15 protein-coding genes are annotated in these 12,725 nt (G+C 74.3%); 5 read left to right on the plus strand and 10 right to left on the minus strand.

All coding sequences use genetic code 11. The features are described from left to right. Window positions 1–71: 71 nt before the first annotated feature. Window positions 72–1,715 (minus strand): benzoylformate decarboxylase, encoded by a 1,644-nt coding sequence (mdlC, locus tag QRT03_RS17785; protein WP_286054270.1) that lies wholly within the window; start codon window positions 1,713–1,715, stop codon window positions 72–74. Window positions 1,716–1,745: 30 nt separating this feature from the next. After that, on the minus strand, window positions 1,746–2,018 hold the full coding sequence (locus QRT03_RS17790; protein ID WP_286054271.1) for a hypothetical protein: 273 nt from the start codon (window positions 2,016–2,018) through the stop codon (window positions 1,746–1,748). Window positions 2,019–2,161: 143 nt separating this feature from the next. Between QRT03_RS17790 and QRT03_RS17795 the strand changes: the two genes are divergently transcribed. Together QRT03_RS17795 and QRT03_RS17800 are read left to right on the plus strand one after the other, a co-directional pair. Then, window positions 2,162–3,349 (plus strand): epoxide hydrolase family protein, encoded by a 1,188-nt coding sequence (locus QRT03_RS17795; RefSeq protein WP_286054272.1) that lies wholly within the window; start codon window positions 2,162–2,164, stop codon window positions 3,347–3,349. Next, entirely contained in the window at window positions 3,343–5,076 is a 1,734-nt protein-coding gene (locus tag QRT03_RS17800) for an ABC transporter ATP-binding protein (protein WP_286054273.1), read from the plus strand. Before QRT03_RS17795 ends, QRT03_RS17800 begins: the two co-directional genes overlap by 7 nt. Before the next feature lie 4 nt (window positions 5,077–5,080). On the opposite strand, the gene QRT03_RS17805 is transcribed toward QRT03_RS17800, so the two are convergent. Together QRT03_RS17805 and QRT03_RS17810 are read right to left on the minus strand one after the other, a co-directional pair. Next, window positions 5,081–6,379 (minus strand): DNA polymerase IV, encoded by a 1,299-nt coding sequence (locus tag QRT03_RS17805; protein ID WP_286054274.1) that lies wholly within the window; start codon window positions 6,377–6,379, stop codon window positions 5,081–5,083. A gap of 11 nt (window positions 6,380–6,390) precedes the next feature. Beyond that, the gene (locus tag QRT03_RS17810; protein WP_286054275.1) at window positions 6,391–6,834 is read right to left on the minus strand and encodes an HAD family hydrolase; all 444 of its coding nucleotides are present in this window, start codon (window positions 6,832–6,834) and stop codon (window positions 6,391–6,393) included. Window positions 6,835–6,885: 51 nt separating this feature from the next. Here QRT03_RS17810 and QRT03_RS17815 point away from each other — a divergent pair, with 51 nt between their 5' ends. Next, the gene (locus QRT03_RS17815) at window positions 6,886–7,092 is read left to right on the plus strand and encodes a DUF2795 domain-containing protein (protein WP_286054276.1); all 207 of its coding nucleotides are present in this window, start codon (window positions 6,886–6,888) and stop codon (window positions 7,090–7,092) included. A 58-nt stretch (window positions 7,093–7,150) separates the two neighbouring features. On the opposite strand, the gene QRT03_RS17820 is transcribed toward QRT03_RS17815, so the two are convergent. Then, window positions 7,151–7,417, minus strand: a complete 267-nt coding sequence (locus tag QRT03_RS17820; protein ID WP_286054277.1) for a hypothetical protein — start codon at window positions 7,415–7,417, stop codon at window positions 7,151–7,153. A gap of 112 nt (window positions 7,418–7,529) precedes the next feature. Then, window positions 7,530–7,775, minus strand: coding sequence for a hypothetical protein (locus QRT03_RS17825; protein ID WP_286054278.1), 246 nt, complete (start codon window positions 7,773–7,775; stop codon window positions 7,530–7,532). A 198-nt stretch (window positions 7,776–7,973) separates the two neighbouring features. Here QRT03_RS17825 and QRT03_RS17830 point away from each other — a divergent pair, with 198 nt between their 5' ends. Then, entirely contained in the window at window positions 7,974–8,687 is a 714-nt protein-coding gene (locus QRT03_RS17830; RefSeq protein ID WP_286054279.1) for a class I SAM-dependent methyltransferase, read from the plus strand. Here QRT03_RS17830 and QRT03_RS17835 read toward each other — a convergent pair. Beyond that, complete coding sequence (locus QRT03_RS17835; protein ID WP_286054280.1) at window positions 8,684–8,932, minus strand: hypothetical protein; 249 nt, start codon at window positions 8,930–8,932, stop codon at window positions 8,684–8,686. The two genes, QRT03_RS17830 and QRT03_RS17835, sit on opposite strands and share 4 nt — an antisense overlap. Before the next feature lie 198 nt (window positions 8,933–9,130). On the opposite strand from QRT03_RS17835, the gene QRT03_RS17840 reads away from it, so the two are divergent. Continuing rightward, the gene (locus tag QRT03_RS17840; RefSeq protein ID WP_286054281.1) at window positions 9,131–10,486 is read left to right on the plus strand and encodes an FAD-dependent oxidoreductase; all 1,356 of its coding nucleotides are present in this window, start codon (window positions 9,131–9,133) and stop codon (window positions 10,484–10,486) included. A gap of 597 nt (window positions 10,487–11,083) precedes the next feature. On the opposite strand, the gene QRT03_RS17845 is transcribed toward QRT03_RS17840, so the two are convergent. From QRT03_RS17845 to QRT03_RS17855, 3 genes are read right to left on the minus strand one after another with little or no spacing between them, the layout of a single operon-like run. After that, window positions 11,084–11,605 (minus strand): hypothetical protein, encoded by a 522-nt coding sequence (locus QRT03_RS17845; protein ID WP_286054282.1) that lies wholly within the window; start codon window positions 11,603–11,605, stop codon window positions 11,084–11,086. Then, window positions 11,602–11,934, minus strand: coding sequence for a DUF4873 domain-containing protein (locus tag QRT03_RS17850; RefSeq protein ID WP_286054283.1), 333 nt, complete (start codon window positions 11,932–11,934; stop codon window positions 11,602–11,604). The genes QRT03_RS17845 and QRT03_RS17850 overlap by 4 nt, the downstream gene beginning before the upstream one ends. Next, window positions 11,931–12,692, minus strand: a complete 762-nt coding sequence (locus QRT03_RS17855; RefSeq protein ID WP_286054284.1) for a TetR/AcrR family transcriptional regulator — start codon at window positions 12,690–12,692, stop codon at window positions 11,931–11,933. Before QRT03_RS17855 ends, QRT03_RS17850 begins: the two co-directional genes overlap by 4 nt. Window positions 12,693–12,725: the final 33 nt, after the last annotated feature.

A 12,725-nucleotide genomic window follows, 5' to 3' on the forward strand; every position in this document is an offset into this window, starting at 1 on the left:
GCCCCCTCGGTCGACTAGACCGACCGAAGGGGCCCTTCGCTCGAATCGGCGACCCGTGGCGCTGCTCGGTCTCAGCCCGCCGGACGCCCCACGGGCACCGAGATCAGGCGCGGCCCCTCGCCGTCGCGGCCCCGCTCCAACGCGTCGCGGAGCTCGTCGGCCGTCGACACCGACTCCGCCGGCACCCCGTAGCCCGCGGCGAGCGCGGTGAAGTCGACGGGCGGCAGGTCGAGGCCCGGCGCCTTCGGGGTGTCCTCGCGGGCGGCGAACCACTTGAGGATGGCGTACTCGCGGTTCTCCAGGACGAGCACCGTCACCGGCGCACCGGTCGCCGCGGCCGTGGCCAGGGCCTGGATGCCGTACTGCATCGACCCGTCGCCGATCGCCGCGAGCACCGGGCGGGACCGGTCGGCCAGCGCGACACCCACCGACGCGGGCAGCCCGAAGCCGAGCCCACCCGACGTCGTGAAGAAGCTCGACGCCGGGCGCGACACGCGGCGACGGGCGTGCAGGGCGCCGCGGTTGGACGGCGACTCGTCGACCACGACGCCGTCCTCCGGCCACATCTGGCCGACGGCGTCGAAGACCTCCTCGGCGCTCAACGTCCCCGGCACGGAGGACGCCTGCGCCGCCGCGGCCGAGGGTGGCGATCCGGCCGGCGCGCGATCCGACGGCGCCACCCGCGACAGCAGCGCCCGTACCACCGAGGTCGGGTCGGCCACCAGCGCGTCGCCCATCGGGGCCCGGGCCGCCTCGTCGGGGTCGGACGTGACGTGCAGCAGCGTCGTGCCGTCGGCCAGGAAGCCGCCCGGCACGTAGGGGTAGTAGCGGAAGACCGCGGTGCCGAGGACGAGCACCACGTCGTGGGCGGCCAGCGTCCGCGACACCGGCGCGATCGCCATCGGCAGGGCGCCCCGGAACTGCGGGTGGGTCTCGGGGAAGCCGACCCGGCCGTCGGCCGGCGGCCCGTAGACCGCGCAGCCCAGGCGCTCCGCGAGCGCCACGGCGTCGTCGAACCCGCCGCCGGAGTCGACCTCGCCGCCCACCACCAGCGCCGGCGAGGTCGCACCGTCCAGCGCCGCCACCAGCGTGTCGAGGCCGGACGAGGACGGCTCGATCGGCATCGCCACCCGCCGTCGGGCGGCCCGCCGCGCGACCTCGAGGTCGTCGCCAGTGAGCTCGACGTCCCAGTCGTCCATCGGGATCGACACGAACACCGGCCCGGTGGGCGGCGTCGTCGCGAGGTGGATCGCCCGGGCCAGGGTCGCGACGACGTCCTGGGCCCGGGGCGGCTCCGCCGAGTACTTCACCGTGGGACGAGGCAGCTCGGTCGCCCGCGGGTTCGTGAGCATCGCCTCGAGCGTCATCATCGGCCGCACCTGCTGGCCCGCGGTGACCACGAGCGGCGTGCGATTCGCCGCCGCGTTCACCAGGGCCCCCACCGCGTTCCCGACGCCGGGTGCGGTGTGCAGGTTGACCAGGGTCGGCCGACCGGTCGCCTGGGCGAACCCGTCGGCCATGCCGACGACGACCGCCTCCTGGAGCCCCAGGACGTAGGTGAAGTCGTCCGGGAACTCCTGGAGCATCGGGAGCTCGGTGGAGCCCGGGTTCCCGAAGACCGTCGTCATGCCGTGCGCCCGGAACAGCTCGAGCGCGGCGTCTCTCACGGTCGTCGCTGCTCCGGCTCCGCTGCGCTTCGCGTCGTCGATCGTCACGCCGGAGGGTCTACCCCGCCGGCGCCGACCTCACCAGGCTTGCTGGGGCACCGGCGTGGGCAGGTGCAGCCTGCTCACGCGGACGACGACGTCTCGCAGGTCGTCGCCGTCGAAGTTGCGGCGCAGTTCCTCGGCGCGGAGCGTCGCCGCGACCCCCTCGTAGGGGCCGTGCGCGTCCATCTCACCGGTCTCCGGGTCGAACACCAGGACCACGTAGCCGTCGCACTCGTCCAGATCCGCCGCTGCCGCCAGCAGTGCCGCGGGCCGTTCGTTCAGCACGATGATCACCTCCGCTCCGTTCATCGCCACGATGACGGCCCGTGTGACGGTCTGGGGCGAAGATGCCACCTTCGGGTTACCGGGTTCAGGCGGCGGCGTGTCGGGGTGACACCCGGACGGATGCCCTCCCACGGCAGGTCGGACGCACGGCCGTTAGCGTCGCGCCCATGGCCTCCGACGACGCGCCGACGCCCGCCGACGCCACGCCCGCCTCGGCTCCGACTGATCCGGAGGCAGTGATCCCGTTCGTCCTCGACATCCCCGAGGACCAGGTCGCTGACCTGCACGAACGCCTCCGTCGGGCCCGGCTGGCCGAGCCGGAGCCGGTCGACGACTGGTCCCAGGGCATCCCGTCGGCCATGGTCGAGGAGCTGGCCCGGACCTGGGTCGAGGAGTACGACGTCGCCGCCCTGCAGGCCGAGCTCAACGGCCTCGGTCAGCACCGCACGGAGATCGACGGGCTCGGCATCCACTTCTTGCACGTACAGTCACCACGTGATGACGCTCAGCCACTTCTGATCACCCACGGGTGGCCCGGCTCGGTGGTCGAGTTCCTGGACGTCCTGGGCCCGCTGACCGACCCCGGCGACCCGTCCGAGCCCGCCTTCCACGTGGTCGCGCCGTCGTTGCCGGGGTTCGGCTTCTCCGACAAGCCGACCACCACGGGCTGGACGGTCGACCACGTCGCGGATGCGTGGGTCGTCCTCATGTCGCGTCTGGGTTACCCCCGGTTCCTCGCGCAGGGTGGCGACTGGGGCGCGATGGTCACGACGGCGCTCGGTGTCCGGCACCCGGACCGCGTCGCCATGCTCCACACGACGATGCCGCTCGCGACCCGGCCCGAGGGCGCGCGGGACGAGGACCTGCCCGAGTCCGAGCAGCGGTGGCTCGCGCAGGCCCGGGAGTTCCGCGAGACCGGCAGCGGCTACTCCGGCCAGCAGCGCACCCGCCCGCAGACCCTGGGCTACGCGCTGGTCGACTCGCCGGTCGGGCAGCTGGCCTGGATCGCGGAGAAGTTCGGGGTCTGGACCGACGGCGGGCTCGCGTCGGTGGAGCGGCGCCGGCTGCTCGACAACGTCGCCGTCTACTGGTTCGGCGCGTCCGGGGCGTCGTCGGCCCGGCTCTACTGGGAGAGCTTCGGGGGCGGAGGGCGGAGGGCCGAGGTGACCGTGCCGTCCGCGGTCTCGGTCTTCCCGGCCGAGATGGCGAAGATGCCGCGCTCCTGGGTCGAGGCCCGCTACACCGACCTGCGCCGCTGGAGCGTGCTGGACCGCGGCGGGCACTTCGCCTCGATGGAGGTGCCGGAGGTGTTCGTCGCCGAGCTCCGGGAGTCGTTTCGCGGGGTGGTGTGCTGACCCGCTCCGACACGGGCCTGCGGCGCCTGTGGCCGTACCTGCGGGAGCACCGCGGCACGCTGGTCGTCGTCGCGGTGCTGTCCGTGGTCACCGCCGCGACCTCGCTGGCCCAGCCGCTGCTCGTGGGGCGGGTGATCGCCGCGGTCCAGAGCTCCGGAGCGGTACTGCCGGCAGCGGGCGTCCTGGTGGCCGTCCTGCTGGCCGGCGCGCTCGTGGGTGCGCTGCAGTCGTTCCTGCTCCAGCGCACCGCCGAGGGCCTGGTGCTCTCGACCCGGCGGACGCTGGTCGACCGGGTCCTGCGGCTGGCCGTGCCCGAGTACGACGCCCGGCGCACCGGGGACCTCATCTCCCGCATCGGGTCCGACACCACCCTGCTGCGAGCGGTCGTGACGTCGGGTCTGTTCGAGATCGCGAGCTCGGTCGTAGTCGTGCTGGGCGCCGCCGTCGCGATGGCGCTGGTCGACCCGGTCCTGCTCGGGGTGACGCTGCTCGCCGTCGCGGCGGGGGTCGTCGTCATCGGGGCGGCGTCGCGCCGGCTCCGGGCGCTGTCGACGCTGTCCCAGGCGCGGGTGGGCGAGATGACCGCGGCGGTGGAGCGGGCCCTGACCGCGGTGCGCACGATCCGTGCGAGCGGGGCGACCGACCGGGAGATCGACGGCGTGGTCGGTGCGGCCACGGCCGCGTACACCGTGGGGGTGCGGTCGGCCCGACTGCAGGCGGTGGTCTCGCCCGCCGTCACGATCGCCACCCAGGGCTCGTTCATCGCGGTGCTCGGGATCGGCGGCGCCCGGGTCGCGGCCGGTGAGCTGACGGTCGGCGAGCTCGTGTCGTTCGTCCTCTACCTGTTCCTGCTGGTGCTGCCGTTCGCCCGGCTCACGCAGGCCTGGACGCAGCTGCAGACCGGTCTCGGTGCGCTCGCCCGGATCGAGGAGGTCGCCGCGCTGCGGGCCGAGTGGGCGGACGACGCGGTGAAGCGACCGGCTGCCGTGGACGTCGCTCCCGCCCTCGAGCTGCGGGACGTCGACTTCTCCTACGCCGACGGCACCGCGGTGCTGGAGGGCGTCGGCTTCACCGTGCCCCGGGGCACGCGGACCGCGCTGGTCGGCCCGTCCGGGGCCGGCAAGTCGACCGTGTTCGCGCTCGTGGAGCGGTTCTACGACGTGACCGGTGGCGCTGTCCTGGTCGACGGCGTCGACGTGCGCGACCAGCCCCGGGACGCCCTGCGCGCGCGCCTCGGCTACGTGGAGCAGGAATCCCCCGCGCTGGCCGGGACGCTGCGGGAGAACCTCGTGCTCGCCGCACCGGGGGCGCCCGAGGCCGACCAGCTCGCCGTCCTGGCCGCGGTGAACCTGTCCGGGCTGGTCGAGAGGTCGCCGCTGGGGCTGGACGCCCCGGTCGGCGAGGGCGGCGTCCTGCTCTCCGGCGGTGAGCGGCAGCGGCTCGCGATCGCGCGGACGCTGCTGGCCGAGCCCTCGCTGATGCTGCTCGACGAGCCCACCGCGAGCCTCGACGCCCGCAACGAGCAGGCCCTCAAGGAGGCGATCGACGTCGCGGCCGCGGCCGACCGCACTCTGCTGATCGTCGCGCACCGGCTCTCCACGGTCGTCGACTGCGACCAGATCGTCGTCCTCGACGGCGGCCGGGTCGTGGCCCGCGGCACCCACGAGGAGCTCCTCGCGACCAGCCCGCTCTACGCCGAGCTCGCGCGGTCTCAACTGCTGCTCTAGGGACTCACGTCAGCGACACCAGCGGGTCGGCCCGCGTGAGCTCCGGGTCGTCCGCGGCGAAGGTGCGCGCGCGGCCGGGCCCGGTCGAGCGGGTCTCGAACCGCACCGTCACCCGGCCGTGCCCGGCGCCCTGGACCCACCCGTGCCCGTGCGCGGGGTGCGCCGCGTCGTCCCCGGTGCGCCACCCGCGCTCGGGAGCGGCCTCCACGACCTCCTCGACGACGGGGGCCGCCGGCTCCTCGGGGGCGGGCTCCCCGGCGGACTCGAAGAGCGTCCCCTGCACCGCCGTCGTCAGTCCCGCGTAGGAGACCCCGACGAGCCGGACGCCGGCGTCCGGCAGGGCGTCGACGGCGAGCCGCTGGGCGGTCGTCGTCAGGGCGGGGAGGTCGGTCGAGGCCACCGACGACGTCTCCGAACGGGTGTGCGTGACGAAGTCCCCGCCGCGCACCTTCACCGTCACCGTGCGGGCAGCGCGCTGCGAGGCCACGAGCCGCCGGTGCGCCGACGCCGCGAGGTCCGCGACCGCCCGCCGGACCGCGGCCACGTCGGACAGGTCGGTGTCGAACGTCGTCTCCGCGCTGACCTGCTTGGCCTCGCCCCGCTCGGTCACCGCGCGGTCGTCGATCCCCTGCGCGAGCCGGTGCAGCGCCGTGCCGACCGCCGACCCCAGCAGCGCGGTCACCTCGGCGGGTGGCATCGCCGCGAAGGCCGCGATGGTCGTGACGCCGGCCCGTGCCAGCGCGGTCTCCGCGACCGGCCCGATCCCCCACAGCGACCGCACCGGCAGCGGGTCCAGCAGCGCCCGTTCGTCCCCGTGGCCCACCACGTGCACCCCGTCCGGCTTGGCCAGCCCGGAGGCGATCTTCGCGACCTGCTTGCCCGACCCCGCCCCCACCGACACCGCGAGCCCGGTCGCCTCGCGCACCTGGGCGCGGACGTCCTCGGCCCACGCGTGCACGGCCTCGACCGGGGCACCGGCGAGGGCGGCGGGCTCGGCGAAGGTCTCGTCGTAGGCGACCTGCTCGAGGACCGGGGCGGCCGCGCGCACGACCGCGAAGAACGACTCCGAGAGCGTGCGGTAGACGGCCGTGCGCGGCGGCAGCGCGACGGCGGTCGGGCACGCCCGGCGCGCCTGGGCCATCGGCATCGCCGACCGAGCCCCGGACGCCTTGGCCTCGCCCGACGCGCCCGCCACGATCCCCCGCGGCCCCAGCCCGCCGACGAGCACCGGACGGCCGCGCAGCGTGGGTCGGGTCAGCTGCTCGGCGGAGGCGAAGAACGAGTCCAGGTCGAGGTGGACCACCCACCGGGACGTCACGACGGCGGCGAGGACCAGATCAGGTCGGCGCCGCCCAGCACGTCCGCCGGCGTCCCGCTCCACGTCACGCCGACGGCGGTCAGCCCGTGCCGGCGCGCCGCGGCGACGTCCGCGGGCGCGTCGCCGATCATGGCCGCGCCCACGGCACCGTCGGGAAGGACCCGCCCCAGGCCGAGCAGCGCCTCGACGAGCACCTCGTCCTTGCCGACCACGCCCGGTCCGGTCCCGGCGACGTGGGAGAACCACGCCGACCACCCGAGCTCGTCGACCACCCGCCGCGCGAGCGCGGTGGACGCCGACGTCGCGACGGCCATCTCCACCCCGGCCTCCGACCACGCCGCGAGCACCGCCTCGACCCCGTCGACGGGCGTCGGGGAGCCCCGCTCGAGCAGCGTGCCGTCGAGGTCCCACACCACACACGACCAGGGGCAGGTGAGCACGCCGACGAGGATTCCACGGTTGCGTCGCCCCCCGGCGGACCATCCCCGCCCATGGGTTACGACGTCACGCAGGTGCAGAAGTCCCTCGGCGGGTTCTCCTACCCCGGAGATCCGGAGCAGCTCGCCGACCACGCGAAGTCCCAGGGCGCCGACGACCAGCTCGTCGAGACGATCCGCGGGCTCGACAAGGAGCAGTTCGACGGGCCGAACGCCGTCATGAAGAAGCTCAGCGAGGCCGGCGCGCTCGGCGGCAGCTGACGCCCCGTCCCGACGGCGGGTCCGCGCCGGACCCGCCGTCGGGCTGCTGGGGATCGGGTCAGCGGGGCATCGTCGGGATGCGCCGTTCCACGACCTCGCGGGCACCCTCGAGGGTGCCGTCGTTCGCCCACGTCGACTCGTCCAGGCGCGAGACGCTCCAGCCTCCCGGCCGCACCCGCGTGCCGTACAGGAAGATGTCCTTGTCCTGGACCCACTCGATCTCGTAGTCGATGGGCTGCTCGCCCTCCGACTGCCAGGTCCAGACGGCCCCGGAACGGCGGCTCGACTCCCGCACCTGGCGGCCGTCGACGTCCATCTCGGCCACGACGTTCCTCCTCGCAAGACCGATGAGCACCACCGGTACGCGTCCGACCCTGCGCCGATCGGCGCATCAGACTAACGAGTTCTGTCTCGCGACGAGTCACCCCGTACCCCGACTAGGGGGTCGGCGACCAGCCCTCCCGGCACAGCGCCCCGACGATGCGGCGGGCGTCCGCACGGTGCGCCTCGGAGCTGTGCGAGGTCCAGCTCCACTCGGTGCACTCGCGGTGCAGCAGGTCCGCGACGACCGCGGCGGCGTGCTCCCGGTCCTCGGCGGGGACCTCCGCCGCGCGGGGCGACGAACCCGGCCGCAGCAGGGCGGCGACCATCGAGGACGGGGTGGTGGCGGACGAGACGCTCATGGGCGAGCCTCCTGTCGTCGGGACCGGCTCCGCGAGCGGTGTGCACGGGGCGGGTCGTGACGCGATCTGCGTGGCGGCGACGACGGCGCGAGACGCAGTGCGCCCAGGGTCGCCGACCGGACGCTCCGGGCAAACGGCAGGGGGAGCAACGACACATCACCTGTCCGTCCGGAGGTTGCGCCGGTCACGATGGGCGCCATGAGCGCCGCGTTCACCGTCGAACTCGACCCGACTCCCGGCCGCCGTCAGGGCGAGGAGCAGTTCCTCCTGCACGCCGACGGCGACACACAGCGCGTGGTCCTGCACGACTACGCGACGGTGTACGCGGTGCCGGGGCTCTACGAGGAGGTCGTGCAGCGGCAGCTGGAGTGCGCCTCCCCCGCCACGGTGGCCGACGTCCTCGTCGAGGCGGCGGCCTCCGTCGACGTGGCCCCCGGGGCGCTCCGGGCGTTCGACCTGGGCGCGGGCAACGGCGTCGTCGGTGAGGAGCTGGTCGCGCGGGGCGTGACGGTGGTGGTCGGCGCCGACGGGATCCCCGAGGCCCGCGACGCCGCCCACCGCGACCGTCCGGGCCTCTACGACCACTACCTCGTCGGCGAGCGTCTGGAGAGCGCCGAGGTGGCCCGGCTGGTCACCGAGGAGCGGCTGAACGCCCTGGTGGCCGCGGGCGCGGTCGGCGAGGGCCACGTCCCGGTGGACGCCCTGGGCGAGCTGTGGTCGACGTTCCCCTCCGGCTCGGTGCTCGCCCTGACCCTCAAGGACGGCGAGCACGACCACGACGTGGCCGACGTCGACGCGTGGCTCGCCCGGACCAGCGACACCGGGACGGTCGTCCGGCGGCGCTTCCGCCACCGCCTGTCGATGGCCGGGAACGAGCTGTACTACGTCGTGCTCGGCGCGGTGAAGCGCTAGTCCGCGAGCCCTCCGCGCAGCACGCGCAGCCGCGGCCGTGCGCGGACGGGCACCGTCGCGACGACGGGTGGGACGAGCTCGGCGCCCACCGCGCGGGCGGGCCGCCGGTGCACCCGGGGACGCAGGCAGGCGAGCTCGTTGACGAGGTCGTCGGCGAGCTCCTCGCAGAGCACGCGGTCGAGGTCGTAGTCGTCCAGGACCTCCCGGCCCCGCCGCCACGACGCATGCTTCCCGTTCCCGATCATCACGACCATCGTCGGCGCAGGTCGGGAACCTCCACAGGCCTGATGCCGCATGGAGTGATGACTCGATCGAGGGCCGTTTTCCGACGCGCCGCCCGGCGTGGCGCACCCGATCGTCGGCGTGGCGCGTTCCGACCGGTCCTCCCGGCCGGGCGGGACCGGAGAGGTGCGGATCACGCCCACCTCCGACAGGATCACCGTATGAGGACGCACGCCGTGGCGATCGTCGGCTCGGGCCCCTCGGGCTTCTACGCCGCGGGGGCGCTGCTGGACTCGGAGGACCCGCCGGTCCGGGTGGACATGTACGACCGCCTCGCGACGCCGTGGGGACTCGTCCGCGCGGGCGTGGCCCCGGACCACCCGAAGATCAAGTCGGTGAGCAACCAGTACGAGAAGATCGCCGCGCGGCCCGGGTTCCGGTTCTTCGGGCACGTGCACGTCGGCGAGGACGTCTCCGTGGACGAGCTGCTCGACCGGTACGACGCGGTGATCTACGCGGTCGGCTCGCAGACCGAGCGTCGGCTGGGCATCGAGGGCGAGGACCGTCCCGGCAGCCTGGCGTCGGTGGACTTCGTCGGGTGGTACAACGGCCACCCCGACTACGTCGACCTCTCCCCGGACCTCTCCGCCGAGCGCGCCGTGGTGATCGGCGCGGGCAACGTGGCGCTCGACGTCGCGCGGATGCTGCTGCTCGGCGAGGACGACCTCCGCGCGACCGACACCGCGGACCACGCCATCGAGAGCTTCGTCGCCTCGACGGTCACCGAGGTCGTCGTGTGCGGGCGCCGCGGCCCGGTCGAGGCGGCGTTCACGACGACGGAGCTGCGGGAGCTCGACGACATCGACGGCCTCACCACGGTGGTCGACCCGGCGCAGGTGCCGCCGGTCGAGGGCGACGCCGACCTGGTCAAGGGCACCCGTCGCAACGTCGAGATCCTGCGCGGGTGGGCCGAGCGCGGGCCCGATCCGGACGCCGCCCGCCGGATGGAGTTCCGGTTCCTGCGCTCGCCGCTGCGGGTGCTCGGGGACGGCGACGAGGGCCCGGTGACCGGCGTGGAGCTCGCGGTCAACCGCCTCGAGGCCGACGACGACGGCCGGGTCCGTCCCGTCGACACCGGTGAGCGCGAGACCGTCGAGTGCGGCCTGGTGCTGCGCGCGGTCGGGTACCGCGGGATGGCGCTGCCCGGGGTCCCGTTCGACGACGCGTCGGGCACGATCCCCAACCACGAGGGCCGCATCGACGACCGCGAGCGCGAGTACGTCGTCGGCTGGATCAAGCGCGGGCCCACGGGGATCATCGGCACCAACCGCAAGGACGCCAACGAGACCGTGCGCGGCGTGCTCGCCGACCTCGCCGGCGGCTCCCGCGAGGACGCGACCGTGGCGAGCGCCGAGGAGGTCGAGGAGTGGCTCTCGGGCCGCTGCCCGGACCTGGTGGACCTCGACGGCTGGGACGCGATCGACGCCCACGAGCGCGCGGCGGGCCAGGACGGCGGCCGGCCCCGCGTGAAGGTCGTCGACCGGTCGTCGTTCATGGACCTGGTGCGCCCGCAGTAGTCACGGTTCGTCCGGCGATGCGGCACTCGCCGCTCCGGGCTGACGCATCTCGGGGAGCGCCCATGAGCCGGCCCGACGAGACGATCCGCCTGCTCGGCGGCTTCCCACGGCCCGCCGGCACGGACCGCAGGTTCGCCCGCCGCACCACCGCCGCACGGCCCACGCGCCGCCAGTCCGAGTAGCCGAAGATCCTGTTCCACCGAGCGGAGAGGGGCGCGGACCGAGCGGTCCGCGCTGCTCGACGAGATCTTGGGCGGCGAGCGGGCGCTCGGCGCTCAGGCCGGAACGGTGCGCCGGCGTCGGGCAGGCCCACGGACCGTCGGCCGTCGTCTTGTCGTGGGTTCCGTCCCCGCCTCCGTCACCCTGTCGCTGTGACTCACTACGACAAGGTGAGCGGCGGGTGGAGGTAGCCCGCGACAAGCTGTCCGGGCGCACCTTGTCGTTGCGGTTCACCGCGACAAGCCGCACCCGCCGGAGGACCACCCGACCCCGGGGTCGCCCGTGACCGCGCGAGGCGCGACGAGCGGGTACCCAGCGCTCTCCGAGGCTCTCGCCCGGACAGCGCTGAGTACCCGTTGATCAACCGCCCCATGGGACCTACGCGGTGTCGGACTCCTCGTCGAGGTCGATCCGGCGGAGGTCCCGCGCCTCCGGGGAGGCCAGGAGCTCGGTGACGTAGCCGATCACGTGGTGCCGGATCTCGGCGTCGAGGTTGCCGAGCCGGCGGACGAGCACGCCGCCGATGCCCGAGGTGCGGGTCTCGAGCGCGATGTCGCCGGGCCCGATCTCGTCGACCTCGACGACGATGTGGTCCGCGTCCGGGGCGAGGCACGCCTCGAGCCCGATCCGCACCGTCATGTCCGCGTCGACCGGCACCGTGCGGGCGCCCATGTCCACCGTGAGGTCGAGCTGCACCGGCACGTGCACCTCGGTGCGGGTGGCGCCCTGCTGCCGACCGCGCAGCTTCCCGACCACCCCGGTCGCCCGCGCGGTCGCCATCCCGCCCGGCCCGGCGGGGACCGGGCCGAAGGCGATCCGGTCGCCGATGAGCCAGGAGATGTCGCGGACGGCACGGTCGGGACCGGCGATGGCGGCGATGATCGCGTCGCGGTCGGTCATGCGGGCACCTCCGTGACGACGGCGAACGGCGGCGTCGAGACCCCGGCGATCCGGTAGCGGCCCCACGGGTCGACGTCGGAGAGCTCCCCGACCGCCTCGCCCCGGGGGGTCGTGACGACGGCCTGGGCCCGCTTCCCGCCCAGCGCGGCCTCGAGCCCCGCGTGCACGGCGACGCGGCCGTACCAGTGGTAGCGGCCGTCGAGCGGCTCGACGTACCCGCGCAGCGTCACCTCCGCGTCGAAGACCTGCTCGTCGGCCAGGCGCAACGACGCCGGCCCCCGGTACCCGTCGTCATCGTCGTCGTGATCGGTGTGGCCGTCGTGCGTCATCGATCCCCGTTCCCCGCGTCGGCGACATCGGACTCGCCCCTCCCGGAGGAGGATCCTCCGGGAGACATCTGGATCACCTTGTTGATCTCGAGCGGCACGTTCGGGTCGATCACCACGTCGGCCTGGCGCGCGAACCCGTCGATCGCGGCCCAGACCAGCTGGGTGAGGTACTCGGTCACCGAGTCGCGGCTCATCGACCGGCGTTCCAGCCACCACTCCGCGGTGTTCTGGACGAAGCCGACCACGCCGTAGGCCCAGGGCTCGGCGGCGCCGGAGTCGAGGCCGAACGCCCGCAGGTAGTCACCGAGCAGCGCCGAGAGCGCCGTCGCGATGAGCTCCTTGTCGGCCTGCACGACCTCCTGGCCGTGACCGTGCCGGGCCAGCACCCAGTAGAGGTTCGGGTAGTCCTCCAGGGTGCCGAGCACCGCGTCGATCGACTTGCGGATGCGCGGGAGCGGGGCCTCCTCGGAGTTCAGCGCCGGGATCAGCCGGTCGAGCAGGATCTGCGTCCCGCGCTCGCCCATGGCCTCGACCAGGTCGGCCTTGTCCGAGAAGTGGCGGTAGAGCACGGGCTTGGTGACGCCGGCCTCGATGGCCACCTGCTCGATCCCGAACTCCGGACCGGTGTCGGCGAGCACGCGCATCGCGGCCTCGACGAACTCCGCGCGGCGCTCCTCGCGGTGCTTCGTCCACCGGGTGCGACGCCCGTCACGAGCAGGGGGCGTACCGCCCTGTCTCGGCTTGACACCGTCCGCCATGGGCGATGACGCTACCACCAGTTACGGTTACCA

The sequence above is a fragment of the Actinomycetospora termitidis genome (assembly GCF_030286555.1).
Classification (GTDB): Bacteria; Actinomycetota; Actinomycetes; order Mycobacteriales; family Pseudonocardiaceae; genus Actinomycetospora; species Actinomycetospora termitidis.

Coding starts and splice junctions, on each gene's coding strand:
- QRT03_RS17790 (WP_286054271.1), bottom strand. CDS start 2,018: ATGAACGGAGCGGAGGTGATCATCGTGCTGAACGAACGGCCCGCGGCA.
- QRT03_RS17795 (WP_286054272.1), top strand. CDS start 2,162: ATGGCCTCCGACGACGCGCCGACGCCCGCCGACGCCACGCCCGCCTCG.
- QRT03_RS17815 (WP_286054276.1), top strand. CDS start 6,886: ATGGGTTACGACGTCACGCAGGTGCAGAAGTCCCTCGGCGGGTTCTCC.
- QRT03_RS17825 (WP_286054278.1), bottom strand. CDS start 7,775: ATGAGCGTCTCGTCCGCCACCACCCCGTCCTCGATGGTCGCCGCCCTG.
- QRT03_RS17830 (WP_286054279.1), top strand. CDS start 7,974: ATGAGCGCCGCGTTCACCGTCGAACTCGACCCGACTCCCGGCCGCCGT.
- QRT03_RS17835 (WP_286054280.1), bottom strand. CDS start 8,932: ATGATCGGGAACGGGAAGCATGCGTCGTGGCGGCGGGGCCGGGAGGTC.
- QRT03_RS17840 (WP_286054281.1), top strand. CDS start 9,131: ATGAGGACGCACGCCGTGGCGATCGTCGGCTCGGGCCCCTCGGGCTTC.
- QRT03_RS17845 (WP_286054282.1), bottom strand. CDS start 11,605: ATGACCGACCGCGACGCGATCATCGCCGCCATCGCCGGTCCCGACCGT.
- QRT03_RS17850 (WP_286054283.1), bottom strand. CDS start 11,934: ATGACGCACGACGGCCACACCGATCACGACGACGATGACGACGGGTAC.
- QRT03_RS17855 (WP_286054284.1), bottom strand. CDS start 12,692: ATGGCGGACGGTGTCAAGCCGAGACAGGGCGGTACGCCCCCTGCTCGT.